Here is a 25,722-nt window from a genome sequence, read left to right on the forward strand (position 1 = left end):
GGCGAGGCCGGCGGAGCGCCATCGTCTACGTTCCCAGGTAACGCAGCACCGCCAGCACCCGGCGTGAGTAGCCCGATGTGCCGGTGAGGCCGAGTTTCTCGAAGATCGCATTGATGTGTTTCTCCACGGCGCTCTGCGAAATGTGCAGCCGGGCGGCGATCGCCGCATTGGTATGGCCCTCCGCCATCTGCGCGAGCACCTCCCGTTCTCGCCCGGAGAGCGTGCCCAGCGGGTCCGTACGTCTGCTGCGCGCCAGCAACTGCCGTACGACTTCCGGGTCGAACGCCGCCTGTCCGGCGCCCACCCGCTCCAGGGCGTTCAGGAATTCGTCCACCTCCACCACTCGGTCCTTGAGCAGATAGCCGACTCCTTCACTGTCGTCGGTCAGCAGTTCCGTCGCATAACGGCGCTCGACGTACTGCGACAGGACCAGCACGCCGACATCCGGCCAGCGCTCCCTGATCTGCACCGCTGCCCGCAGTCCTTCATCCGTGTGCGTGGGCGGCATCCGGACGTCCACCACCACGGCGTCCAGTCGTTCCTCCGTTCTCTCCGCCCGCTCCAGTACGGCGATCAGCCGGTCGGCGTCGCCGACCGCGGCCGCGACCTCGTGCCCCTCCTCGGCCAGCAGACGCACCAGCCCCTCCCGCAGCAAGATCGAATCGTCGGCAAGCACTACGCGCACGGCAGCTCCGCTGTGATCGTGGTGGGTCCGCCGGGCGGGCTCTCCACCCGGAATCGGCCGTCGAGGGCGGCAACCCGGCGGGCCAGCCCGAAAAGGCCGCTGCCGGAGGAATCCGCGCCGCCCGGTCCGTCGTCCTCGATACACACGAGCACGCCGTCCCCGCCCGGGGCGACGCGGACCGATATCAGCCCGGCGTCCGCATGCTTGACGGCGTTGGTGACGGCCTCGCAGACCACGAAGTAGGCGACCGTTGCCAGGGCGGTCCCGGGCTCGCGGTCGAGCCGGTAGTCGAGTTGCACGGGAACGGAGGACCGTTCGGCGACCGTCTCCAGGGCGGCCCGCAGCCCCGCCTCGTCCAGGACCGTGGGATAGATCCGCCACGCCACTTCCCGCAACTCGGTCAGCGCCTGGCGGCTCTCTTCATGGGCCTGCCGCAGAAGCTGATCGGCCCGCATCTCGTCCCGGCTGCGCAGCGCGCGGCCCAGCAGCATCCCGAGCGCCACCAGTCGCTGTTGCACCCCGTCATGCAGATCGCGCTCGATACGGCGACGCTCGTCGTTGACCGCCGCGACCACACCGGCGCGGCTGGCCGCCAACTGCTCGATGCGGCGCTCGAGGACCTCCTCGGGGCGGGGGCCGAGGAAGTGCCGCGCCAGCAGCCCTTCCAGATGCGTGACCCCGAACACGCCCTGCATGCCGACCAGGAGGAAGAAGAGATTGCCGACACCGGTCGCGGCGACATCACCGGGGTGATGCAGATCGGTGAAAGGCCAGACCAGCACCGCCCACAGCACGGTCGCCGACAGCGGTGCGAAGACCACCACCATGCCCACCACGCCCATCACCCAGCGCACCGCCACATATTGGAGTGCGCGTACACGCGCGTACGCGTGGGAGACCTCCGCCTCGCCGAACCGCGCCAGCCGTCGGCGCTCGACCTCGGCCAGGCGGCCGGCGACGGCGGTCAGCGGCGTCAGTACGGCCCGCCGTCCGCGCGGCCAGGGCAGGACGATGAGCAGAACGAGGGCGGAGAGCAGCGTGAAGGGAAGCTCGACGACCGCCGTGCAGGCGCCGATCCCCAGGCTCGTTGTCAGGCGCGCAAGGCGCCGCATCAATCCGCGCACGATCATGACGCTAGCGGGGCCAGGGCGGGCGCACACTGCGGAAAACCGCAGTCTTCTGTGCGGCTTTCCGCAATGTGCCGCCGCTCGCGAATTCATAGCTTTGACTACATGATCGAGAGCATCGGAAACACCGCACCCGGCTGGATCACGGACCTCATGGACGCGCTCGGCGCGCCCGGCGCGGGTCTCGCGATCGCCGCAGAGAATCTGTTCCCGCCGCTGCCGAGCGAGGTGATCCTGCCGCTGGCGGGCTTCGCCGCAAGCCGTGGCGGTATGCAGCTGACGTCCGCGCTCGTGTGGACGACCCTCGGCTCGGTGACCGGAGCGCTGGCGCTGTGCGGCGTGGGCGCACTGCTCGGGCGGGCGCGTACGGTCGCGATCGCGGCGAAGCTGCCGCTGGTCAGCGTCTCCGATATAGAGAAGACGGAGCGCTGGTTCCGGCGGCACGGGACCAAGGCCGTGTTCTTCGGCCGGATGATCCCGATCTTCCGCAGTCTGATCTCGATACCGGCCGGCATCGAGCGGATGCCGGTGCCGGCTTTTCTCGCCCTGACCACCCTCGGCAGCCTCATCTGGAACACGGTCTTCGTCCTCGCGGGCCATGCCCTCGGGGAGCACTGGGAGGAGGTGACCGGTTATGTGGATGTCTATGCGAAGGTGGTGCTCGCGGCGGCGGCGCTGGCGGTGGCGGCGTTTGTCGTTGTCCGCGTCAGCAGGCGCGGCCCGGGACTGCGGCGCCGCGGATGAAGGCCCGGACGATCTCCTCGCCCGCTGCGACACCACGTTCGTCGAGCGCCGTGACATGCGGGGCGTGCCAGCCGGAGTCCGCCAGTTCGCCGTGTCCCGGCCGCCATCCGCGGTCGGCCGCCAGCAGCAGATCGGCGTCGAGAAGAGAGTCGCCGGCCGCAAGGATCTCGGACGCGCCGGTGCGGCGCGCCACCTCCGCGACGGCAGCGCTCTTGGTGAGCGGCTTCGGCACGGCGTAAATCTTGCGGCCCTGCAACGACACGGTCCAGCCGCGTTCCTCCGCCCAGCCGGTGAGGTCCTTCACCCAGGTCTCCGGGAGCAGCGGGCGCTCCACGACGAGGTAGGCGAAGAGGTCCTCGGCGACGCGTTCCTTGAGCAGCCAGGCCGGGTCGGCGGTGCGGACGAGATGCGCCCGGATCTCGTCGAGGGGCGCACACTGCGACGCGAGACGCTCGGCGACGACGCGCTGCCAGTCGGGATCCGATTCACCCCGTACGAGCAGGTGGCCGCCGTTGGCGCAAATGGCGAACTCCGGTGCCGGACCCGGGAGATGGATGCGTCCGTACTGCTCACGGGTGCGGGTGGTGGTCGGCACGAAGGTGGTGCCGGCGGCCAGTTCGGCGAGCAGCGCGGCTGCCGTCTCCGTCATATAGGAAAGCGGCTTGCGTTCGTAGGTCTCGACGCACAGCAGACGCGGGGCCTCGGCGTCGGGCATGGCGAGGTTCAGCGCGGCGGCCGAATAGATCAGGGTGCGGTCGAGGTCACTGGCGACGATGGCACTCATCAGGAGGCCACCGCCTTTCCGTCAGCGCCCGTGGCACCGCGCGTGAAGCGCGGGTGGATCAATCCGACGCAGGTATAGGGCAGTTCGTCGACCTCTTCGACGGGCACGCCCCGTTGTTCGGCCAGGAGGCGCACATGATCGAGATCGGCCCCGGCACCCCGCTGGGCGAGGATCTTCCAGGGGACCCGGCGCAGCAGGACGCGCGTGGTCTCGCCGACACCGGGCTTCACGAGGTTGACGTCGTGGATGCCGTACTCCTCACTGATGCGCTCCACGGCCGCCCAGCCCTCCCAGGTGGGCGTCCGGTCTGCGGCGGCCAGTTCCTTCACGTCCGCGGCGACGGCATCGGCGACCTCGTCGAACCGCGCGCTCACCGCGTCGAGGAAGGCGCCCGACGCATCGGCGGTGGCCAGCTCGCGGTAGAACTTGGCGCCGTGGAAGTCGTCCGGGCCCACGAGGTCGTCGCGCAGGACGGTGCGCGATATGAGCCCGGAGACGGTGGAGTTGAGGCAGGCGGAGGGGATCAGGAAGTCATCGCGGGTGCCGTAGGTCTCGACGCAGCCGCCGGGGTCGGCGAGCACGGCGATGCGTGGGTCGAAGCCGGGGAAGTCCGCCAAGGCCTGAGCGAGTTCGCGGGTGATGGCGCCCTTGCCGGTCCAGCCGTCCACGAAAACGACGTCCGCCGGATCGTGATGGGCCGCCAGCCAGCGCAGGGCGGTGGTGTCGATCCCCCGGCCGCGCACGATGGAGACGGCGTAGTGCGGCAGGTCCAGGCCGTGGGCGTGCAGTGCCCAGCGGCGCATCAGCACACCGACGGGCGTACCGGCCCGCGCCAGCGACACCAGCACCGGCCGCGCCGGGGCCGGGCGCGACCGCTCGGCGAGCACGGTCTCGGTGACGGTCCCCACAGCCCGCGCGATCCGGCTCGCCGAGGTCTCCAGCGCGCTGTGGAAGAGCGCCTGGTACTGCTCGCTCGGCTGGTATTCGACGGGCAGCGACTCGGCGTAGTGGGCGCCGCCGCTCTGGATCGCCTCCTCTCGTTCCTCGGTCGGCGCTTCCAGCGTGACGTCGGAGAGGTCCTGCAGCAGCCAGCCGACCTCCTCGGCGGCGTACGAGGAGAAGGCGGGGCCGCGCAGCGGCTCGGGGAGGGGCATGGAACGGGCCTGTTCTTGCGGGGTGTACGAGGGGATGACGGCGAGCAGCAGCCGGTCGGTGTGCTCGGCGAGCCGGTCCAGCAGACCGCCGGCGGCGTGCAGTTCGGGGCCGTCTCCCTGCGAGTCGACGACAGCCACGATGGCATCGAAGCGGCGCGCCGGGTCGGTCCCGGCCGCGACGTTGTAGGCGTAGCGCTCCCCCGGCCCGTCGGCCGGCCGGTCGTGCGCGGGGAAGGAGAGCCGGGTGCGTATGGCGTAGCCGGGGTCGTCCACGGCGAGCACGGGCGACCGGGTGGTGGTCGAGAAGTAGACCGCCGCGCCCTCGTCCGGCGTGGCCGGTGCGCCGAGGTGGGTGTCCAGGGCCTCGGCGATCCGCACCGGCGCGTACATCAGCTCCTCGTTGCCGAGGACGAGGATCCGGCGGGCGCCGTCCAGGTGGTCCGCCAGGCTGCCGGCCATGGCCGGCAGCGCCGCCTCCAGCCGCTCGCGGTGCGCCGGTGTGAAGCCGTGCCGTCCGCCGTCGGGCAGTCCGGCGGGCCAGTCGAGGCCGACCCGTACGGCGTCCGCCCGGCGGTTCCCGCGGGCCTCCCCGTTCCGGCCGGGTGCCGGCGACGGGGCGGCGGCCTCATGGGCCGCGACGAGTTCCTGGCCGCGCGCCAGCACATCCGCGGGGAGCCGTACGCCGCCCGCGGCCAGGGAGACGAGGTCGACGCGGGCCCCCAGTTCCGCCGCGAACTTCTCCAGGTGGCTGCGGTCGGCGTCCGAGCGCATGTCGACGAGCGCGACCACCACGTACCGGTCGCGGGGAAAGCGCGCGTGCAGCGCCTTGATGGTGTTCAGGACGGTCCGTCCGGTGGAGAACTCGTCGTCGACGAGCACCAGCGGACCGTCCCCGGCGAGGAGGTCCGGCTCCTCGGGGAGCAGCAGATGCGAGGTGGCGTGGCTGTGCTCCTCCTCGAAACCGCCCACCTGCTCGACGCCGGTCACCGGCCGGCGGGTGGAGTGCAGGTACGGCGCGAGCGCCAGGCCGTCGGCCACGGAGTGCCCCAGCCCGGTGGCGGTCTCGGCGTAGCCGAGGACCACGGCGCGGGCGGCGGCTTCGTCACCCAGCAGCTCGCGAACCCGGCGCCCCAGTCCGTAGCCGGCGCCATGGACCGCACCGGGCCGCTGCGGTACGTGCTTGCCGAGCACGTTCGAGACGAGCAGATGAGCCCGCTTCGGGTTGCGTCGCAGCGCCAGGCCCAGCAGCTCCGGCAGGTCGTCCCCGCCGCTCAGCGAGACGCCGAGCCGCTCGGCCACCCAGTCTCCGGTCCACACCACGCGCTTCGTCTTCTCCATCGTTTCGTCCATGTCGTTCACCGGTTCTCAGGTCTGCGGAAGGCTCGCCGTGAGCAGTTCCACGAACCCGATGCCCTCCCGGGCGACGCCGAACGCCTCCGCGCGCAGCAGGGTGCGTTCGGCCCAGGCCCGGTGCGGCTTCACCTCGTTCATCTTGTTCGTGTACGCGGAGCGCAGCACCCCACCGTCGCCCCGCTCGGGCCGCAGAATGTCCGCGGCGTCGCTGAACTCCTCGTGGCTGACGACCGAGAGGGCGTGCACCGGCGCGACGTGCGAGGGGTGGATGCAGGTCTTGCCCTGCAGGCCGTTCGCCCGGTCCAGTTCGATCTCCCGAAGCAGACCGTCCATGTCGTGCTCGATCAGTGCCGTACGCAGCTCCTCCGCCCGGCCGAGGAACGGGCTGCGGCGCAGCTGCGGCTTGAACATCCGCTCATGCAGCCGGAAGTACTCCCACACCGGGCCGGTGACCGTGAAACCGGTGCCGTCCGCCCGGCCGAGCACATTCACCACGTCGGCGATCACGGAGGCGACGATGTGCACGTCATAAGCCGTCATGTCCGGTGCCCTGCGCAGCCCGTAGGCGGAGCAGAAGTCCGTGACCCCGAGCCGCAGGGCGAGCACCCGCTCCCGGTACTTGTTGACGGTGTCGGCGATGCCCTGGAGGGTGTCGATACGGCTCTCCAGATGCAGCAGCTGCGGGGATTCGAGCACCGGCATGGCGAACAGCCGCCGTCCGCAGGCCGACTCGGCCGTGGTCAGCGCCTCCAGGAAGGGCACTCCCCGTTCCGCGGTGAACTTCGGCAGCACGAAGCCGGACAGCCTGCGCACCGTGGGCCCCATCCGGCGCACAAGATCCGGTATCTGCCCGGGTTCGCGTACCCGGATGAAGAGCAGCGGCAGGTCCGTGCCCGCCGCGGCCGCCTCGTCCAGAAGGCCGAACTGCCGCACGAGATTGTCCTCGCCGGCCACCACATCCCTGTCGCCGATGGAATCCTCCAGGCACAGCACCATGGACACCACGCCGCGCCCGGCCTGCTTGAGGATGTCGTCGGCCAGCCGTGGGCGGGTGGCGGGGCTGTAGAGCGTGGCGCCGAGGGCGACGGCAAGCGTGCGCGCGGGGGAATCGGCGGTGAACTCCGCCGGCTCCTGGTGGAACAGTGTCTTCCGGATGTCCGGCGCAAGGTGCCCAAAGTGGCGCATACAACTCCCCGTATACAGGCGGGACCCGGCGCCCCCGCTGCGTCTCGCTGTCTGGATCCAGCCGGTAATCGTACGTGTGCCTGGGTGTCGTTAGTTCCCCCGTGCGTGAAAATCTCGTATCCCACACACGGCGTCCAGATGTCCGCGCCCGCGACGCGACGACGCCCGGAAGGCCCCCGCGTTGTCCCTGCGACCTCCGGGAAGGCAGGATTGCGGCATGACGCACGCGATGCTGAAAGGGTCGAACGTACCCCTCGATGCCACGGCTGTCCGGGCTGTCCTGCGCTGGACGCCCGCCGCCGGTGTCCCCGATGTCGATGCCTCTGCCCTGCTGGTGGGGCCCGAAGGACGCGTGCGCTCCGACGAGGACTTCGTCTTCTACAACCAGCCACGGCATCCCAGCGGCATGGTCCGGCATCTGCCCAAGGCCCGCCTCGCCGACGGCATGGAAGAGACCATCGAGGCGGATCTGGCAACCCTGGACCCATCGGTGGACCGGGTGGTGCTGAGCGCGTCGTCGGACGGCGGCGCGTTCGGGCTCGTACCGGATCTGCGGGTCCTGCTGTACGACGCGGCGGTGAGCGGGGGCGAGCCGATCGCGGTGTTCGACGTGGTGCCCGATACCGGCAACGAGACGGCACTGATCTGTGGCGAGCTCTACCGGCGCGCCGAGAACTGGAAGTTCCGCGCGCTGGGGCAGGGCTACGAGAGCGGACTGGTGGGTCTGGCGACCGAGTTCGGGATCACGGTGGAGGAGAACGACTCGGCGCCCGCCGGGCCTGCCGCGACACCGGCCCCCGAGGATTCGGCCCCGGAGGCCCCGACCCCGGCACCGCCCGCCCCGGCACCCACGACGACGGGCGCCGAAGCGCCTGCCGAGCCGCCGGCCGCCCCCGGGCCGTCCGCCGGATCCGCTGCCCCGGTGAGCCCGCCGCCCAGCGCGTGGCCCGAGCAGGCGGCGGGCTCGCCCGCGGCCCCGGACCCCGACGCCGTCACCCAGCACATGCCGGACCCGATGCCGGAGCCGCACTCCGGAGCCCCGCAGCCGTCGGCCGCCGCCACGCCCCCGCCGCAGCCCACCGGCGGCGGCTACGGCTACCCGCAGAACGTTCCGCCACCGCCGGCACAACCCCCGACCCAGCCCCCCGCACAGCCCTCGTACGGCTACCCGGGCCCGCCGCCGCAGCAGCCTCCGTACCAGCCGCAGCAGCCGCCCCCGTCCGCCTACGGCTACCCGCAGCAGCCGCCGCACTCTGCCCCGGCGTACGGCTATCCGACGCAGCACCAGCCGTTCGTGCCGGATCCGTCGTTCGTGCTGCCGCCGCAGGGCCCGCAGTTCCAGCGCCGGTAGCGGAGCGACCGGGGGCGGCACACGGTCTCAGCGCATCAGACCTTCGACTTGTACCCCCGCCCCCACTGCAGTCCCCAGCCGTACAGCCGGTCGAGCTCTGCCTGGAAGCCGTAGACGTACTTCACCTCGCGGCGCACGGTCAGCCCGTCCTTGCCGTTCTCCAGCATGAAAACGGCGCAGGAGCGGGCCTGCGGCGCCCGTTCGTCGAGCTTGACCTCCACCCGGGGCCCGGCGCTCGGGTAGAGCGTCACGACCGCGTGCGTACGGTCGAACGCGGGCGTCCCGTCGTAGATGTAGACGAAGATCAGCAGCCGCTTGATGTCGTCGCGATGGTCCAGGTTGACGTAGAGCGTTTCACCGGACCCCGAACCGAACCGGTCGTCGCCGCTCAGCTTGACGAAGGGTGCGCCGTTGAGGTCGCCCAGGAAGTTCCCCAGCGGCTGCACCACGCCCTTGGTGCCGTCCTTGAGTTCGTACATACAAGCCAGGTCCAGGTCCACATTGACCACGGCCGGGCCCTGCGCCTGGACGATCTCGGGCTTGAACAGCCTGCCCGGGTGCCGCAGCAGGCTGCCGGTGCGCTGACCGCCCCGCTCACCGAAATCCGAGGTCCGCATCTGCCAGCTCAGATTGACCCGCAGATGCCCGGCGGCCGCCCCCTGCTTGGTCAGCGAGACGACCGGATTCCGCTTCGTCAGCTCGACGACGTACGACGCTCCCCCCGCTCCCCCGCTGTCGAAGTCGAACTTCTGGGCGCCACCGCGCCACAGACTCCCCAGAAACGACACCTTTCCCACCCCATTGCTCGGCCCAATTGCCGCGGGGCGGCCCCGAGGTCTGCACCCCATGGCCGCCCCGCAGAGAGCGTTCCTCAATCAGCGCCGCGTCACACTCCGGACGCGACTTCCGACCTGGCTCCCTCTTCGTCCCCCGGCTTGCCCTCGCGCCGGTTGCGCACCACGGAGGAGGCGAAGGAGAGACCGATCAGTGCGATGCCGATCAGGCCGGTGACGACCTCGGGGATCTCGTACTTGATCGTGAGGAGCAGGATGACCGCCAGCGCGCCGATCGCGTAGTGGGCACCGTGCTCGAGGTAGACGTAGTCGTCCAGGGTCCCCTTGCGGACGAGGAAGACCGTCAGCGAGCGGATGTACATCGCGCCGATGCCCAGGCCCAGCGCCATCATGAAGATGTCGTTGGTGATGGCGAACGCGCCGATGACCCCGTCGAAGGAGAAGGACGCGTCGATGACCTCGAGGTAGAGGAACATGAAGAACGCGGCCTTGCCGGCCAGGCCCACGGCCGAACCGGCCGAGGCGCCCTTCTTCTCGGGCTGACCGGTCTCGGCGGCGTCGTCGCCGTCCTCGTCCTCCTCGTCCTCCAGCTTGTCCTCGAAGTAGCCGGAGATGCCGCCGACGACGAGATAGGTGATGAGGCCGGCGACGCCGGACAGCAGCACCGTGGCGCTCTTGTCACCGGCGCCGTGCGCGGCCGCGGTGGCCACGGTCATCGAGGTCACCAGCAGAACGACCAGCGCGATGATGACGGACAGCATGTCGAGCTTGCCCATCCTGGCCATCGGCTTCTCGATCCACGACAGCCACTTGTAGTCGCGCTCCTCGAAGATGAAGTCGAGGAAGATCATCAGCAGGAACATCCCGCCGAAGGCCGCGATGGCCGGATGGGCGCTGGTGACCAGTTCCTGGTAATGCGCCTTGTCGTTGATGGCGAGATTGACCGCTTCGATCGGTCCCAGTTTCGCGGTGATCGCGACGATCACGACCGGGAAGACCAGTCGCATGCCGAATACCGCGACAAGGATGCCGACGGTCAGGAAGATCTTCTGCCAGAAGGCGTTCATCTTGCGCAGGATGCCTGCGTTGATGACGGCATTGTCGAAAGAGAGCGAGATCTCGAGGATGGACAGGATCCCGACAATTGCGAGCCCCTGCCACCCCCAGAGAACGCCGGCCAAGGCCAGGCCGAGCACCGTGATGGCGAACGACCAGCCGAAGGTTTTCAGGAGCACTGCCTACCCAATCCCTCGCTGTGTGGGGTCCCCCGCGCGCAGCGCGCGGCGCTTTACGAAACGTTGACCCCGAAGTCTAGAGCGATGCCCCGCAGGCCCGACGCGTACCCCTGCCCCACCGCCCGGAACTTCCATTCGCCGTTGTAGCGGTAGACCTCGCCGAAGATCATTGCGGTCTCGCCGGCGGCGTCCTCACTGAGGTCGTAGCGGGCGAGTTCGCTGCCGTCGGCCTGATTGACGATCCGGATAAAGGCATTGCTGACCTGGCCGAAGCTCTGGCCGCGCAGTTCGGCCTCATGAATGGAGACCGGAAAAACGATCTTGTCGACCTGCTCGGGGACCCCGGTGAGATCCACCAGAATCGACTCGTCGTCGCCCTCCCCGTCGCCGGTGAGGTTGTCACCGGTGTGCTCGACGGAGCCCTCGGGGCTCTTGAGGTTGTTGTAGAAGACGAAGAACTCGTCCCCCAGCACCCGGCCCGACTCGCACAGCAGCGCGCTGGCGTCGAGGTCGAATGGCGCTCCAGTGGTGGAGCGTGCGTCCCAGCCGAGACCGACCATGATCTGCGTAAGATTCGGCGCGGCCTTGGACAGGGAGACGTTGCCCCCCTTGGCGAGTGTGACGCCCATAGTGTTCGCTTCCTCCCCGGTGTCGGCGCGGGCGGCTTCCGGCCCGGCCCGTATCCCTTTCAAGCACGCCCGGCGCCGTACTCCCCGGGCGGGGTGTACGGCGCCGGACGCGGCGTGTGTGCTCGCTCAGACGTTGACGCCGAAGTCCTGCGCGATGCCGCGCAGCCCCGAGGCGTACCCCTGGCCGATGGCGCGGAACTTCCACTCCGCGCCGTTGCGGTACAGCTCGCCGAAGACCATTGCGGTCTCGGTCGAGGCGTCCTCGCTCAGGTCGTAGCGCGCCAGCTCGTTGCCGTCGGCCTGGTTGACGACGCGGATGTAGGCGTTGCGGACCTGGCCGAAGCTCTGCTGACGGGTCTCGGCGTCGTAGATCGACACCGGGAACACGATCTTGTGGACATCGGCCGGCACCCCGGCGAGGTTCACCTTGATCGCCTCGTCGTCGCCCTCGCCCTCACCGGTGGTGTTGTCACCGGTGTGCTCGACCGAACCGTCCGGGCTCTTCAGGTTGTTGAAGAACACGAAGTTCTGGTCGTTGCCGACCTTGCCCTGGTCGTTCGTCAGCAGGGCACTGGCGTCCAGGTCGAAGTCCGTACCGGTGGTGGTACGGGCATCCCAGCCCAGACCGACGAGGACGGCGGTCAGATTGGGGGCTTCCTTCGTCAGCGAGACGTTGCCGCCCTTGCTGAGGCTGACTCCCACGAGTCCTCCCATAGATTCGAGGGGTACGTAAAGATTTGCGCCCCCATCGTGCATGGCATCGGATCAACGAATCGATCCTAGTGACCGGTTCCCACCGATTGCAGATATCGCACTCGGAAGCACACGGATGCCGGTCGTGCGGGCGCCCTCGGGCACCCCGGAAAGCGGCTCAGAGCGAGTCGAGCGCCTTGATGTAGTCGTTGAGGTCGCGGGCGTCGGGCAGGCCGTTGACGACCGTCCAGCGCACCACGCCCTCCTTGTCGATGACGAAGGTGCCGCGCACCGCGCAGCCCTTCTCCTCGTCGAAGACGCCGTACGCCCGCGAGGCCTCGCCGTGCGGCCAGAAGTCCGACAGCAGCGGGTACTCCAGGCCCTCCTGCTCGGCGAAGACGCGCAGCGAGAACGGCGAGTCGTTGGAGACAGCCAGCAGCTGAACGTCGTCATTGGCGAACTTCGGCAGCTCGTCGCGGAGCGCGCACAGCTCACCGGTGCACACACCGGTGAAGGCGAACGGGTAGAAGAGGAGGACGACGGCCTTCTCACCGCGGAAGTCGGAGAGCTTGACCAGCTCACCGTGCTGGTTCTTCAGCTCGAAATCCGGAGCCTTCGTGCCGACCTCGATCGCCATGGGGTTGCTTCCCTTCCGCTCACGCACAACTGGACGTGACCAACCCTACGCGCCGCGCGGAACGCCCCGGAAACCGCTCCTGAACAGCGCCGAGCCCCCTCCGGAACGGGCCGGAGAGGGCTCGGCGGCAAAGCCTGTACAGGCGGGCTCAGCGCTTCTTCGCCGCCGCCTTCGGGGTCACCAGGCGGCTGCCGCTCCAGTCCTTGCCGGCGCTGACGCTCTTGCTCGCGGACAGGCCCGCGGTCGTCGCGGCCTCGCTGACCTCGCTCGCCTCGACATAGCCGTCGCGGCCGGTCTTCGGCGTCAGCAGGAGGATGGAACCTCCCTCTTCCATGTACGCGATGGCATCCACCAGCGCATCGGTAAGGTCCCCGTCGTCCTCACGGAACCAGAGCACCACGGCATCGGCGACGTCGTCGTATTCCTCGTCGACCAGCTCGCTGCCGGTGGCCGCTTCGATGGCCTCGCGGAGATCCTGGTCGACATCGTCGTCGTAACCGATCTCCTGGACCACCTGGTCGGCCTTGAAACCGAGCCTTACGGCAAGGTTCGTCTCCGCGTGGTCCGCGGTCGCGCTCACGGATTGCCTCCTGTCATCTTTCGGAAAGTTTGTGGACCCCGCGCGTGCGCGGGGCTTTGGGCGTAGTCCACACGGGCCGGGCGGATCGCGCAAGTACCCGGCGGCCGAGACCGCCGAAACGGTGACGATTGGACGCGTCTCGCCCCAACCACGCCCCCATCAGGACAGCCTGAAGTGATTCACGCCACAGCGTTTCGTCGGGTTTATCGGGTAGTCGCGCGCGACTGGTCCCATCGGGGGGCGCCGGCCACGCCCGGGATGCGGATTCGAGGGCCGTACGGCCGTACGCGAAGGACTTTCGGCATGGGCGTATGGTTGCGATTTGGCCGGTCCGAGAAATCGGCCCTTTCAGCGCCCATCTCACAGCCGGTGGTTACCCAACGGTAGAGATGACGTATCCCAGTGACTCGGTACACGATGGAAGACGGCGCGACACAAGGCAGAGACAGCATTCGTCCGCGTGCGCAGCATCAATAGCGTGCAGAGCACGATACGAACCGAACACCGAAGGAACAGCGTGGCTTCCGGATCCGATCGAAACCCGATCATCATTGGCGGCCTTCCCAGCCAGGTCCCGGACTTCGATCCAGAAGAGACCCAGGAATGGCTCGACTCGCTCGACGCAGCCGTCGATGAGCGAGGCCGGGAACGCGCCCGCTACCTCATGCTCCGGCTGATCGAGCGGGCCCGCGAGAAGCGTGTCGCCGTGCCCGAGATGCGCAGCACGGACTACGTGAACACCATCGCGACCAAGGACGAGCCGTTCTTCCCGGGCAACGAGGAGATCGAGCGCAAGATCCTGAACGCGACCCGGTGGAACGCGGCCGTGATGGTCTCCCGCGCCCAGCGCCCGGGGATCGGCGTCGGCGGCCACATCGCCACGTTCGCCTCCTCCGCCTCCCTCTACGACGTGGGCTTCAACCACTTCTTCCGGGGCAAGGACGACGGGAAGGGCGGCGACCAGATCTTCTTCCAGGGCCACGCCTCCCCCGGTGTGTATGCCCGCGCCTATCTGCTGGACCGGCTCTCCGAGGCGCAGCTCGACGCCTTCCGCCAGGAGAAGTCCAAGGCCCCCAACGGCCTGTCCAGCTATCCGCACCCCCGGCTGATGCCGGACTTCTGGGAGTTCCCGACCGTCTCGATGGGCCTCGGCCCCCTCGGCGCGATCTACCAGGCGCGGATGAACCGTTACATGCAGGCGCGCGGCATCGCCGACACGTCCGACTCGCATGTGTGGGCCTACCTCGGCGACGGCGAGATGGACGAGCCCGAGTCGCTCGGCCAGCTGTCCATCGCCGCCCGCGAGGGCCTGGACAACCTGACCTTCGTCGTGAACTGCAACCTGCAGCGCCTGGACGGCCCGGTCCGCGGCAACGGCAAGATCATGCAGGAGCTGGAGTCGCAGTTCCGCGGTGCCGGCTGGAACGTCATCAAGCTCGTCTGGGACCGCAGCTGGGACCCGCTGCTCGCGCAGGACCGCGACGGCATCCTGGTCAACAAGCTCAACAGCACGCCGGACGGTCAGTTCCAGACGTACGCCACCGAGACCGGCGCCTACATCCGCGAGCACTTCTTCGGTGACGACCACCGGCTGCGCGCGATGGTCGCGAACATGACCGACGACCAGATCCTGCACCTGGGCCGCGGCGGTCACGACCACAAGAAGATCTACGCGGCGTATGCGGCGGCCAAGGCGCACAAGGGCCAGCCGACGGTGATCCTCGCGCAGACCGTCAAGGGCTGGACGCTCGGTCCGAACTTCGAGGGCCGCAACGCGACCCACCAGATGAAGAAGCTGACGGTCGACGACCTCAAGGGCTTCCGCGACCGGCTGCATCTGCCGATCCCGGACAAGGACCTCGAGGACGGCCTGCCGCCGTACTACCACCCGGGGCCCGACTCCGAAGAGATCCAGTACATGCACGACCGCCGCAGTGCGCTGGGCGGCTATGTGCCCACCCGTGTCGTGCGCGCCAAGCCGCTGCAGCTGCCGGACGACAAGGCGTACGCGGGCGCCAAGAAGGGCTCGGGACAGCAGAAGATCGCCACCACCATGGCGTTCGTGCGGATCCTGAAGGACCTCATGCGGGACAAGGAGATCGGCAAGCGCTTCGTGCCGATCGCGCCCGACGAGTACCGCACCTTCGGCATGGACGCGTTCTTCCCGTCGGCCAAGATCTACAACCCGCTGGGCCAGCAGTACGAGTCGGTGGACCGCGAACTGCTCCTGGCCTACAAGGAGTCGCCGACCGGCCAGATGCTGCACGACGGCATCACGGAGGCCGGCTGCACGGCCTCGCTGATCGCCGCGGGCTCGGCCTATGCGACGCACGGCGAGCCGCTGATCCCGGTCTATGTCTTCTACTCGATGTTCGGTTTCCAGCGGACCGGTGACCAGTTCTGGCAGATGGCCGACCAGCTGTCGCGCGGCTTTGTGCTCGGCGCGACCGCCGGCCGTACGACGCTGACCGGTGAGGGTCTGCAGCACGCCGACGGCCACTCCCAGCTGCTGGCGTCGACCAACCCGGCCTGTGTCGCCTACGACCCGGCCTACGGGTACGAGATCGCGCACATCGTCAAGGACGGTCTGCGGCGGATGTACGGCGAGACCGCGGACGGCGAGCCGGGCGAGGACGTCTTCTACTACCTGACCGTCTACAACGAGCCGATCCAGCACCCGGCGGAGCCGGCCGACGTCGACGTCGACGGCATCCTGAAGGGTCTGCACCGCGTCAGGGCCGGCGAGAAGGGCGAGCACGCCGCCCAGATCCTGGCCTCCGGCGTGGCGGTGCCGTGGGCGATCGAGGCCCAGCAGATCCTCGCGGACGAGTGGAACGTCAAGGCGGACGTCTGGTCGGCGACCTCCTGGAACGAGCTGCGCCGTGAGGCCGTCGAGGTCGAGGAGCACAACCTGCTGCACCCGGAGGAGGAGCAGCGCGTGCCGTACGTGACGCAGAAGCTCCAGGGTGCCGAGGGTCCGAAGGTGGCGGTCTCGGACTGGATGCGTGCCGTCCCGGACCAGATCTCGCGCTGGGTCCCCGGCACGTACCAGTCGCTGGGCGCCGACGGCTTCGGCTTCGCGGACACCCGTGGCGCGGCCCGCCGCTTCTTCCACATCGACCCGCAGTCGATCGTCCTGGGTGTGCTCACCGAGCTCGCCAAAGAGGGCAAGGTCGACCGCTCGCTGCTGAAGCAGGCGATCGACCGCTACCAGCTCCTGGACGTCGCGGCGGCCGAGGCCGGCGAGGCCGGCGGCGACGCGTAACGCCCGGCCGGCGAGCCGCATCAGCGGTCTCGTCATCCGTCTCCTCATCAGTGCGATGCCCCCGACAGCGCCCCGCTGCCGGGGGCATCGCGCGTCCGGCCTCATCGCTCCCAGACCTTGAACGCCCTTACCTGGTACGGGGACCGGGGCACCCAGCTGCCGCCGCCCGGGTAGGTGTCGAACTCGGCGGTCTCGGCGCATTCCACGCTCTGGTAGGTGGTGACCGGCCGGCCCGTGCGGTTGGCGAGCGCGGCGGCACTGCTGCCCTCGGGCAGCGGGACGCAGCTCTCGATGTCGGTGTCGGAGAGCTCGTAGGTCCGCCGCTCGCCGCCGAAGTCCGCCTGCGGCCAGATGCACAGCTGGCCCGCCGCACAGTCGCCCGAGGCGGGGGCGGTACGGCCGCCCGGAGCCGCGTGCGCGGCTGGGGTGCCGAGGGCGGACGGGACGGCGAGCGCGGCGGCCAGTGCGGCAAGGCCGGTCAGGAGCGCGGTGGTCCGGGACGGAAGCGGACGCAGACGCAGACGCAGACGCATAGGAATCTCTCCCCCGTGAAGTACGACGATGGCGTCCCGCGACGGCGGATTGCCCGCGGCGGGTTCGTCATCGAGCTTCGCGAGGGCGCCGCGCGGTTGCCAAGGCCGTGGCGGCGCCGCCACCCGGATCAGGTATGTGGACAGCCGGAACGGCGCGGAGCGGGGCGCCGGTGCGCGGTGTTGACGCGGGGCGGGCGGCGCGGGCGGGGTGCGGAAACCGTTCCTCCCGTGGTCTGCCGGGGCCGGTGCGCGGGGGTCGTTCCTGGAATGCCGTTCCCGGGCCGGCCGATGCCCGTGACGGCTCATCCGGATGAGGGATTCGCCTCGCCGGAGGAGCCCAACTGCCGCCGGGCACATAGCGGGTGGGCCGGAAGAAGGCCCGGAGCGGCGGGTTGACGCGCCGTGCTGACGTCCGGCGGCAGACGCGACGGCGCGCGGCGGGCCGGGGGAGTACCTCGACCGGCCGCGCGCCGGGTGCCGTCCGCAGGAAACGCGGGTCAGATGTGGCCGACGCCCGCGCCCGCCTCGGCGTTGGCGCCGCGCTTGGTGAAGGTGGCGACCACGGCCGCGACGATCGCCACGCCACAGGCGACCGTGAAGGCCAGGCCCATGCCGGAGACGAAGGTGTCGTGCGCGACGGAGGCGATCTTCTGGGCGATCTCCGGCGGGGTGCCCTTCGGCACCGGGGCGATGCCCGCGGAGACGGCGTCGGACAGCTGGGACGCCTGCGCCGGCGGAACCGGCGGCAGGCCGGCCGACTGCCAATTGCCCGGCAGGTCGTTGTCCACGCGGGAGGCCATCACCGCGCCGAGCACGGCCGTACCGAGGCTGCCGCCCACCTGCATCGCGGCCTGCTGCAGACCGCCCGCGACGCCCGAGAGCTCCAGCGGGGCGTTACCGACGATGACCTCGGTCGCACCCACCATGACGGGCGCCAGGCCCAGGCCGAGCAGGGCGAACCAGACGGACATCGGGCCGGTGCCGGTGGTGGTGTCCAGGCCGGACATGCCGTACATCGCGACGGCGGTGAGGACCATGCCGCCCACCAGCGGGATCCGCGGGCCGAACTTGGTGATCAGGGCGCCGGCGAGCGGCGAGCCGACGATCATCATGCCGGTGAGGGGCAGGAGGTGCAGACCGCTGTCCACGGGGCTCATGCCGTGCACGTTCTGCAGGTAGAACGTCACGAAGAACAGGCCGCCCATGAAGGCGAAGGCCATCAGCACCATCAGGACCGTGCCCGCGGTCAGCGGCACCGAGCGGAACATCCGCAGCGGGATGAGCGGCTCGCGGACCCGGGTCTCCAGCACGGCGAAGAGCGCGAAGAGCACCACGGCGCCGATCAGGAAGCCCCAGGTCTTCATGTCGCCCCAGCCCCACTCGCCGGCCTTGATCAGCGGCCAGATGAGGCAGAACATCGCGCCGGAGAGAAGCACGATGCCCGGGATGTCGAAGGAGCGGGGGGCGTTCTGCGCGCGGTGGTCCTTGAGGATCACCAGGCCGAGGACCAGCGCCAGGATGCCCACCGGGACGTTGATGAAGAACACCGACTGCCAGTTGACGTGCTCGACCAGCAGTCCGCCGACGATGGGGCCGCCGGCCGTGGAGGCGCCGATGACCATGCCCCAGATGCCGATGGCCATGTTGAGCTTCTCGGCCGGGAAGGTGGCGCGCAGCAGTCCGAGCGCGGCGGGCATCAGAAGCGCGCCGAAGAGGCCCTGCAGCACGCGGAAGATGATGACCAGCGCGACCTCGTGGGAGAACCCGATGGCACCGGAGGCGGCGGCGAAGCCGACGATGCCTATCAGGAAGGTCTGGCGGTGGCCGAAGCGGTCGCCCAGCTTGCCCGCCGTGATCAGCGAGACGGCCAGGGCGAGCATGTAGCCGTTGGTTATCCACTGGACGTCGGCGAGCGACGCGCCCAGGTCCTGCTTGATGGCGGGGTTGGCGATGGCCACGATGGTGCCGTCCAGGGCCACCATCATGACGCCGATGGCCACGGAGAAGAGGGTCAGCCACGGATGGCCTCGCAGCCCCTTCGGGGGCTCCGGTACGGAAAGTTCCGGCGCGGCGTCGGCGACCGGGGTCTGAGAACTCATACGACGAGGCTAATGTCAGCCACTGACAGTTGACAAAACAATTCATCAGTCGGTAACTGTCATTTAGCTCACAGGTATTCTGAGCAGCGAGAACACCATGGAGAGGCGGCGCAGGATGGCGACCCCGACGCCGCAGGCGGCACCCCCGGGCGGGCTGCGCGAGCGCAAGAAGCAGCGCACCCGCGACGCCCTGATCCGTGCGGCACTGGAGCTGTTCACGGAGCAGGGATACGACGAGACGACGATCGACGAGATCGCGGAGGCGGTGAACGTCTCCCAGCGCACCTACTTCCGGTACTTCGCCAACAAGGAAGAGGTCGTCTTCGCCGTCCAGGAGATGGTCGAGGCCCGCTTCCTCGAGGAGCTGCGCGAACGGCCCGCCGCCGAGGCCCCGTTGACGGCACTGCGCAGCGCCGTGATGGTCGCCTGGGACGAGATCGGCAGCGCGATCGAGTCAGTGGTCCCGGTGGAGCTGCACATGCGCTCGTACCGGATGATCGAGTCGACGCCCGCGCTGATCGCCGCACATCTGCGGCGCTCCTCCGATCTGGAGGAGCAGATAGCTCGGCTGATCGCCGGGCGCGAGGGACTGGACGTGGACACCGACCCGCGGCCCCGGGTGGTGGTCGCGGCGTTCTGCGGCGTGATGCGGGTGGCCGGGAAGGTCTGGGGCGAGGGCGAGGACTGCAGCGTGGCGTCCATCCGCACGCTGACCCAGTCCTATCTGGATCACATCGGTCCGGCCATCGACGACGACTGGCGGGCCCGGTGAAGAACGGCCGCGGAGCCCGGTGATCTTCGTCACGCGCTGACGGTGCACGGCCCGGCCTGCGGGACACCCTCACGGCCTTCTGTGCCCATGCCTGCACGGCCGAGCACCGGAATTCACCACCCGTTGTCCGGTTCGGTCGAAATACCCACCGCAAAACGTGATCTGCCTCACCACCGCAGCGGTCACCCTCTCCCGTCTCCTAGGGTGGCTCGCGGTGAATTCCTTCCCGGGCCTGAGCCCCTCCTTCGGTTTCCTGCAGTCCACCGTCTGGCGCGCCGCACTCGCCTTGATGGTGGTGTTCGTGATGCTTGCGCTGACCGGCTGGACGGCCATCAGAGGCACCAAGGAGGACGCCAACCCGCTGGCCACCGCCACGGCGGCCTGGCAGCACGCCACCTTCCACGGGCACCCGCTGCCCGACCCGAAGGCCGCGCCGGACACCGTCCGGGCCTACTTCTCCACGCTCGACCGGGCCGAACAGCGGCAGCTCGCGGCCCGGTACCCGCTCGTCGTGGGCAACCTGGGCGGCGCGCCGGTCGAGCTGCGCTACCGCGCCAACCGGATCGCGATCGACAAGGCCCGCGCCGTCGAGAAGCGGCGCATGAACGACCACCGGCTCACGCCCGTCGGCCGTCAGACGGCGGGCCGGCTCATGCACCGCCTCGAGTCGCTGATGAGCCCGCACCGGCAGATCCTGGCCTTCGACCCGGCCGGGGACGGACGGGCGGCGGAGGTCTTCGGCGATCTCTCGACGGCCCGCCGGGTTTCCGTCGTGGTGCCCGGTGTGGACACCAATCTGTCGACGTTCGAGCGCACCGCGAAGGCGCTCACCGCGCCCGTCGGCATGGCGCGGTCGCTGTACAAGGCCGAGCGCGCGGCTCGCCCGGACGCCCGTACGGCGGTGATCGCCTGGGCCGACTACACCTCGCCGGGCGGACTGGGTGTCGAGGCCGCCACCGGGCAGCTCGCCGAGGCCGGCGCCGTGCGGCTGCGCGCGCTCACCGAGTCGCTGCCCTCCGGCGCCTCCGTCTCGCTGTTCTGCCACAGCTACGGGTCCGCGGTGTGCGGCGTCGCCGCGCGTCATCTGCCGTCCAGCGTCGAGGACATCGCGGTGGCCGGCAGCCCCGGGATGCGGGCCGGGAGCCTCGCCGGGCTGGGCACCCACGCCCGGGTCTGGGCGATGCGGGACGCCGACGACTGGATCCAGGACGTGCCCTATCTGGAGGTCGGCGGGCTCGGCCACGGCGCCGACCCGGTCGATCCGGCCTTCGGGTCCCGGATCCTGTCCGCCCAGGGCGCCCAGGGGCATGCGGGCTATTTCGCGCCCGGCACCCAGAGCCTGAACAACTTCGCGCTCGTCGGGGTCGGTGCGCTCGCCTCGGTGCACTGCGCGACCACCGACCCGCAGTGCAGCGCCGACCTGGCCTGAGGGGGCCGGACGCGGCAGTTCCGGTGGCCGGGAGGCTCTTGACGCGCGTAGCGCAAGGTTTCCGGAAGGGGGACGGGCGGGCAACCGCCCGCATACGATGAGCCGCATGGGTGATGTGCTGGCCGGTTTTCACGCCGTCTGGGAGTTCGACACGGACTCCGTGCTCATCCGCTTCGAACGGGGGATCCGCAGGCCGAAGCTGTTCCAGGCGCTCGGCGAGCGACGCATTCCGTACGAGGCGTTGAGGTCTGTCGAGCTGACCGAGGGCAGACGCGGCACGGTGGTGCTGCACGCGCTGCCGCGGCACGGCGCCGACCCCCTGATGGAGGCGGCGGACGGACAGCTCAAGGAGGACGCCGACCCTTACCGGCTGGTGCTGCCGGCCGAGCGCGCGACGCTCGCCGAGTACTACGCCGACGAGCTGGGCACTGTGCTGGGGCCCGCCGCCAAGGAGCCCGCCGACCGCCATCTCGTGGCCGCGCCGGAGCCTCCGCTGCACTTCAAGGCGTATGACGGCAAGGCGTCCTTCGACGGGAGTTCGGTCGCCTTCCGCTGGTTCTGGACGGGTGCGTCGTCGGCGAAGTGGAAGCGCGGCGACCAGAGCTTCCCGGTCGGCGAACTGGCCGGGGTCGAATGGCGTTCGCCGGAGATCTTCAACGGCCATCTGCGGCTGCTGGAGCGGGGGGCGCGCGACGCGGCGCCCGGTGCCGCCGATCAGGATCCGGCCGCGGTGGTCTTCGGGCTCGGCTACGGCCCGGTCCATGAGTCGCTGCCGTTCGCGGCCTCGGTGCTGCAGGCCGTACGGGCCGCGGAGCCCGCGGCGGATGCGCGGGAGCGCCGGCCGGTGCGCCGGGCCGGGCACGCACGCCGGGACCCGGCCGATATCGCGGAGCGGATACGGCATCTCGGTGAGCTGCATGATGCGGGGCTGCTGACGGATGACGAGTTCAGCGCGAAGAAGGCCGAGTTGCTGGCGGAGCTCTAGAGGGCGGGGCCGCGGGCCGGGCACCGGCCGGGACGCGTGCGCGGCGCCCACACGTCATACCGTGGTACGGCTCGTAAGCCCGGACCCTGGTATGACGCCCGGCGAGAGCGGTCCGCCTACATTGATCTCGCGATGTTCAAGCGATCTCTCACCCCAGAACGCGAGCCGACCCGCAGCGCCGGGCGCGAGCCGGCCCGCAGCCGGACGATGCGCGCCGCGCGGCAGGCGCTGCACGTCCTCGCCGTCGAGCTCGGCACCCCGACCGATCCCGGCACCCCCTTGTTCGGTGCCGTCCGGAACCGCTGGCTGCGCCTGCTTCCGTACCTGATCGCCTTCCTCTTCGCCGTATCCCTTCTGCCGTCGGGCATCCACGTCCTCGTCGCCGATTACGGGATGAACGGGGCGCTGGCGGGCGCGCTGGCCACCGCACAGACCGCACCGCTGTTGCTCGCGGTGACGCGGCCGCTGCAGGCGTGGTGGGTGATCTTCGCGGCGGACGTCATCTGTGCCCTGGCCCTCACCGGCACCGACGGCGTGGCGGGGCGTGCCTGGCCCTGGCCGCCCACGGTGATCGTCGGGTATCTCGTGCTGATGCTCGCGCTGTCGCTGCGTGAGCGCCGTCGCACCCTCATTGCCGTATGGCTGATGACCGGAGCGGCCGGCATCCTCTCCGAGCCGATCACCCCCGAGCCGATCGCCCCCGAGCACACCATCAGCACCTGGGTACTGCTCTTCGTGCTGTCCGGCGTGATGCTGATGATGGGCGCCACGCTGCGCGAACGGGGCGACGCCCAGCGGAAGCTGCTGGAGCAGGAGACCATCAGCGAGGCCGAGCGGGCCCGCCGTACGCTGCTGGAGGAGCGCACCCGTATCGCCCGTGAGCTGCACGATGTCGTCGCCCACCACATGTCCGTGATCACCGTCCAGGCCGACAGCGCGCCCTACCGCATCAACGGCATACCCCAGGAGGCCCAGGAGGAGTTCGGGGCGATCGCCGCGACGGCGCGTGAGTCGCTGTCGGAGATGCGCCGGCTGCTGGGAGTTCTGCGTAGCGAGGAGACCGAGCGGCACCACGAGGGCCCGGAGAAGGCCCCGCAGCCCGGGATCGGCCAGCTTCCCAAGCTGGTCGAGGGGACCGTGCGGGCCGGTGTGCCGGTCGAACTGGCGCTGCCCGAGGAGCCGGTGGCGCTGGAGCCGGCGGTGGATCTGTCGGCGTACCGCATCGTGCAGGAGGCGCTGGCCAATGTGGTGCGGCATGCGCCGGGAGCGCAGACCCGGGTGTCGGTGACGGCCACGGCGGACGGCTCGCAGCTGACCGTGCTCGTCGTCAACTCCGCGCCGCCTGCGCCCTCCGCGCCGCTGGAGCCCGACGGCACGGGGCACGGCCTGATCGGGATGCGGGAGCGGGTGCGGCTGGTGGACGGCTCGCTGGACACCGGGCCGCTGCCCGACGGCGGCTTCCGGGTCGCGGCCCGGCTCCCGCTTGCGAGCCCCGCGTCACCTTCGATATCGAGGCCCGCTCCCCCTGCCACGCCGACGGCGGCCCCGTCGCCTTCCCCCGCCCCTCCCCTCTCAGAGAAGGACTCCGACTCCACATGACCACTCGGGTGATCATCGTCGACGACCAGGCCATGGTGCGGGCGGGTTTCGCCGCGCTGCTCGCGGCGCAGAGCGATATCGATGTGGTCGGCGATGCGCCGGACGGGGTGCAGGGGGTGGAGCTGAGCCGTCGGGTGCATCCCGATGTGGTGCTGATGGATGTGCGGATGCCCGAGATGGACGGGCTGGAGGCGGCGCGGCAGCTGCTCGATCCCCCGATAGGTGTCACCCACCGTCCGAAGGTGCTGATGCTGACCACCTTCGATGTCGACGACTATGTCTACGAGGCGCTGCGCGCGGGCGCCTCCGGGTTTCTGCTCAAGGATGCGCCGCCGGCCGATCTGATCTCCGCGGTCCGGATCGTGGCGGCGGGTGAGGCGCTGCTCGCGCCCTCGGTGACCCGCCGGCTGATCGCCGACTTCGCACGCCAGCGGCCGGCGCCCCGCAAAAGCCGTGCGTCGCTGCGGCTGAACGGCCTCACCCCGCGGGAGACGGAGGTGCTGGAGCTGATCGCCCGCGGCCTCTCCAACCAGGAGATCGCCGACGCTCTGGTCCTTGCCGAGCAGACCGTGAAGACCCACATCGGCCGTGTGCTGGCCAAGCTGGAGCTGCGGGACCGCGCGCAGGCGGTGATCTTCGCGTATGAGTCGGGGCTGGTGGCGCCCGGTGAGCGCTGACCGGGGTGGGGTTATCCCCCGGTGAGGGGGTGGGGCCGGTCCCTCGGCCGTGAGGACGAGCGGGGCGGCCACCCCATACCCCGGTATCACCAGGGAGTTGGCCCCGTGGTGTGACGTCACGTCAGGCACCCTCTTCCTACGTTTCCCTCCGCCACACCACCGGAAGAGGGAGACACCACCATGTCCGTGCTGCGTACCGCCGTGCTCCGCAGCAAGCGCACGCTGATCGCCGCCGGGCTCGCGCTGGCGGTCGTCGCCGGGACCGGTGGGTGGGCGGCCGGTTCCGCACAGACCGCCGTCACCGGCCCCGCGCCGGGAGCCGCCGCCTGGCGGGCGGATCACTCGCTGGGCCGGCCGCTGCCGGATCCGGCGACCGCGGGGCCCGCCGCCGTCGCCCGCTTCTTCGCCTCCCTGACCGACGCCCAGCGGCATGCGCTCGCGGCCCGGCACCCCCTCACCGTCGGCAATCTCGACGGCGCGCCCATCACCCTGCGGTATGAGGCCAACTCCCTTGCCCTGAAAGCGGAACGCATCCGACAGCTCACCCGGGCCGCCGACCCCGCCGGCACCCTCCAGGACCACCGGCAGGCCCGGAAGGCGGCCGACCGCTGCGCCGCACTGCTGGCGCCCGGCCGCCACATCCTCGCCTTCGACCCGCGCGGCCGGGGCCAAGTGGCCGAAGTCCACGGGGAGATGACCACCGCCGAACGGGTCGCCGTGATCGTGCCCGGTTCGGATATCGACCTGGGCTCCTTCGACCGCGCCAAGGACCCGTACGGCACGCCGACCGGCATGGCCACGTCGCTGCGCAGGCAGATGGCGGCCACCGCGCCCGGTACCCGTACCGCCGTCATCGCCTGGGCCGGCTACACCACCCCGGTCGGTCTCGGTCCGGACGCCGCCACCGGGCGGCTGGCGGAGGCCGGGGCCCCGCGCCTGGCCCGTTTCCTGACCGGTCTGGCGGCCACCGGCGTCCCGGCCCCGGCGGTGCTCTGCCACAGCTATGGCTCGGTCGTCTGCGGACTGGCCGCGCCCCGGGCGGGCCGCGGCGCGATCGCCGACCTGATCGTCTTCGCGTCCCCCGGGATGCGGCAGGACAGCGCGGCGGAACTGCACACCGCGGCACGGGTGTGGGCGGCCCGGGACGCGTCCGACTGGATCGGCGACATCCCGAACGTCCAGTTCCTGGGCCTGGGCCACGGCGAGGACCCCACCGACCCCGCCTTCGGCGCCCGCCGCGTCCCCGCCGAGCGGGCCGAGGGCCACACCGGCTACCTCGCCCCCGGCACGGACTCCCTCCGCAACTTCGCCGCCATCGCCCTGGGCCGCTACGTCGACGTCCGCTGACCGGCGCCGTCGTCTGCCCGCCGCCCCGTGCCTTGCTCGCGTCCCGCACAAGACGTCTCACACAA

22 protein-coding genes are annotated in these 25,722 nt (G+C 70.3%); 9 read left to right on the forward strand and 13 right to left on the reverse strand.

All coding sequences use genetic code 11. From position 1 onward, the window contains the following. Window positions 1-25: 25 nt before the first annotated feature. Both ADL29_RS36665 and ADL29_RS36670 read right to left on the reverse strand, forming a co-directional pair. Window positions 26-685 (reverse strand): response regulator transcription factor, encoded by a 660-nt coding sequence (locus tag ADL29_RS36665; RefSeq protein WP_053927827.1) that lies wholly within the window; start codon window positions 683-685, stop codon window positions 26-28. Then, the gene (locus ADL29_RS36670) at window positions 676-1,809 is read right to left on the reverse strand and encodes a sensor histidine kinase (protein WP_425424310.1); all 1,134 of its coding nucleotides are present in this window, start codon (window positions 1,807-1,809) and stop codon (window positions 676-678) included. The genes ADL29_RS36665 and ADL29_RS36670 overlap by 10 nt, the downstream gene beginning before the upstream one ends. Before the next feature lie 108 nt (window positions 1,810-1,917). Here ADL29_RS36670 and ADL29_RS36675 point away from each other — a divergent pair, with 108 nt between their 5' ends. Continuing rightward, on the forward strand, window positions 1,918-2,556 hold the full coding sequence (locus ADL29_RS36675) for a DedA family protein (RefSeq protein ID WP_053927829.1): 639 nt from the start codon (window positions 1,918-1,920) through the stop codon (window positions 2,554-2,556). Here ADL29_RS36675 and ADL29_RS36680 read toward each other — a convergent pair. The 3 genes from ADL29_RS36680 to ADL29_RS36690 are packed head-to-tail and all read right to left on the reverse strand — an operon-like array spanning window position 2,519 to window position 7,032. Then, window positions 2,519-3,340 carry a hypothetical protein gene (locus ADL29_RS36680; protein ID WP_053927830.1) on the reverse strand — a complete coding sequence of 274 codons (822 nt, stop codon included), beginning with the start codon at window positions 3,338-3,340 and terminating at the stop codon, window positions 2,519-2,521. The genes ADL29_RS36675 and ADL29_RS36680 overlap by 38 nt on opposite strands. Continuing rightward, on the reverse strand, window positions 3,340-5,844 hold the full coding sequence (locus tag ADL29_RS36685; RefSeq protein ID WP_053928058.1) for a phosphoribosyltransferase: 2,505 nt from the start codon (window positions 5,842-5,844) through the stop codon (window positions 3,340-3,342). Before ADL29_RS36685 ends, ADL29_RS36680 begins: the two co-directional genes overlap by 1 nt. A gap of 15 nt (window positions 5,845-5,859) precedes the next feature. Continuing rightward, window positions 5,860-7,032 carry an HpcH/HpaI aldolase/citrate lyase family protein gene (locus ADL29_RS36690; RefSeq protein WP_053927831.1) on the reverse strand — a complete coding sequence of 391 codons (1,173 nt, stop codon included), beginning with the start codon at window positions 7,030-7,032 and terminating at the stop codon, window positions 5,860-5,862. 217 nt (window positions 7,033-7,249) lie between these two features. Between ADL29_RS36690 and ADL29_RS36695 the strand changes: the two genes are divergently transcribed. Further along, window positions 7,250-8,383: a TerD family protein gene (locus ADL29_RS36695; RefSeq protein ID WP_053927832.1), complete on the forward strand. Its 1,134-nt coding sequence runs from the start codon at window positions 7,250-7,252 to the stop codon at window positions 8,381-8,383. 35 nt (window positions 8,384-8,418) lie between these two features. On the opposite strand, the gene ADL29_RS36700 is transcribed toward ADL29_RS36695, so the two are convergent. From ADL29_RS36700 to ADL29_RS36725, 6 genes are all read right to left on the reverse strand, one after another. Beyond that, window positions 8,419-9,171 (reverse strand): TerD family protein, encoded by a 753-nt coding sequence (locus ADL29_RS36700; protein ID WP_046931267.1) that lies wholly within the window; start codon window positions 9,169-9,171, stop codon window positions 8,419-8,421. A 98-nt stretch (window positions 9,172-9,269) separates the two neighbouring features. Further along, entirely contained in the window at window positions 9,270-10,412 is a 1,143-nt protein-coding gene (locus ADL29_RS36705; RefSeq protein ID WP_053927833.1) for a DUF475 domain-containing protein, read from the reverse strand. Window positions 10,413-10,465: 53 nt separating this feature from the next. After that, entirely contained in the window at window positions 10,466-11,041 is a 576-nt protein-coding gene (locus tag ADL29_RS36710; RefSeq protein ID WP_053927834.1) for a TerD family protein, read from the reverse strand. 126 nt (window positions 11,042-11,167) lie between these two features. Beyond that, a complete protein-coding gene (locus ADL29_RS36715) occupies window positions 11,168-11,743 on the reverse strand; it encodes a TerD family protein (protein ID WP_030068391.1) in 576 nt (191 codons plus the stop codon). Window positions 11,744-11,912: 169 nt separating this feature from the next. Continuing rightward, complete coding sequence (locus ADL29_RS36720; protein ID WP_053927835.1) at window positions 11,913-12,371, reverse strand: peroxiredoxin; 459 nt, start codon at window positions 12,369-12,371, stop codon at window positions 11,913-11,915. A gap of 148 nt (window positions 12,372-12,519) precedes the next feature. Further along, on the reverse strand, window positions 12,520-12,951 hold the full coding sequence (locus ADL29_RS36725) for a DUF3052 domain-containing protein (RefSeq protein ID WP_053927836.1): 432 nt from the start codon (window positions 12,949-12,951) through the stop codon (window positions 12,520-12,522). Window positions 12,952-13,468: 517 nt separating this feature from the next. Between ADL29_RS36725 and aceE the strand changes: the two genes are divergently transcribed. Next, window positions 13,469-16,216: a pyruvate dehydrogenase (acetyl-transferring), homodimeric type gene (aceE, locus tag ADL29_RS36730; protein WP_053927837.1), complete on the forward strand. Its 2,748-nt coding sequence runs from the start codon at window positions 13,469-13,471 to the stop codon at window positions 16,214-16,216. A 101-nt stretch (window positions 16,217-16,317) separates the two neighbouring features. Here the strand turns inward: aceE and ADL29_RS36735 are convergent, their stop codons facing one another. Beyond that, on the reverse strand, window positions 16,318-16,749 hold the full coding sequence (locus tag ADL29_RS36735; RefSeq protein WP_053927838.1) for a peptidase inhibitor family I36 protein: 432 nt from the start codon (window positions 16,747-16,749) through the stop codon (window positions 16,318-16,320). A 497-nt stretch (window positions 16,750-17,246) separates the two neighbouring features. Next, window positions 17,247-18,848 (reverse strand): MFS transporter, encoded by a 1,602-nt coding sequence (locus ADL29_RS36740; RefSeq protein WP_053927839.1) that lies wholly within the window; start codon window positions 18,846-18,848, stop codon window positions 17,247-17,249. Between the two features lie 115 nt (window positions 18,849-18,963). Between ADL29_RS36740 and ADL29_RS36745 the strand changes: the two genes are divergently transcribed. From ADL29_RS36745 to ADL29_RS36770, 6 genes are all read left to right on the forward strand, one after another. Then, window positions 18,964-19,620 carry a TetR/AcrR family transcriptional regulator gene (locus ADL29_RS36745; RefSeq protein ID WP_053927840.1) on the forward strand — a complete coding sequence of 219 codons (657 nt, stop codon included), beginning with the start codon at window positions 18,964-18,966 and terminating at the stop codon, window positions 19,618-19,620. Window positions 19,621-19,834: 214 nt separating this feature from the next. Continuing rightward, window positions 19,835-21,049: an alpha/beta hydrolase gene (locus ADL29_RS36750; RefSeq protein ID WP_053927841.1), complete on the forward strand. Its 1,215-nt coding sequence runs from the start codon at window positions 19,835-19,837 to the stop codon at window positions 21,047-21,049. A gap of 106 nt (window positions 21,050-21,155) precedes the next feature. Continuing rightward, on the forward strand, window positions 21,156-22,034 hold the full coding sequence (locus ADL29_RS36755) for a DUF4429 domain-containing protein (protein WP_053927842.1): 879 nt from the start codon (window positions 21,156-21,158) through the stop codon (window positions 22,032-22,034). Window positions 22,035-22,166: 132 nt separating this feature from the next. After that, window positions 22,167-23,633: a sensor histidine kinase gene (locus ADL29_RS36760; protein ID WP_078971565.1), complete on the forward strand. Its 1,467-nt coding sequence runs from the start codon at window positions 22,167-22,169 to the stop codon at window positions 23,631-23,633. Beyond that, window positions 23,630-24,310, forward strand: coding sequence for a response regulator (locus ADL29_RS36765; protein ID WP_053927843.1), 681 nt, complete (start codon window positions 23,630-23,632; stop codon window positions 24,308-24,310). The genes ADL29_RS36760 and ADL29_RS36765 overlap by 4 nt, the downstream gene beginning before the upstream one ends. Window positions 24,311-24,490: 180 nt before the next feature. After that, window positions 24,491-25,657: an alpha/beta hydrolase gene (locus tag ADL29_RS36770; RefSeq protein ID WP_053927844.1), complete on the forward strand. Its 1,167-nt coding sequence runs from the start codon at window positions 24,491-24,493 to the stop codon at window positions 25,655-25,657. The last annotated feature ends 65 nt before the right edge of the window (window positions 25,658-25,722 follow it).

The organism is Streptomyces chattanoogensis (assembly GCF_001294335.1).
Taxonomy (GTDB): Bacteria; Actinomycetota; Actinomycetes; order Streptomycetales; family Streptomycetaceae; genus Streptomyces; species Streptomyces chattanoogensis.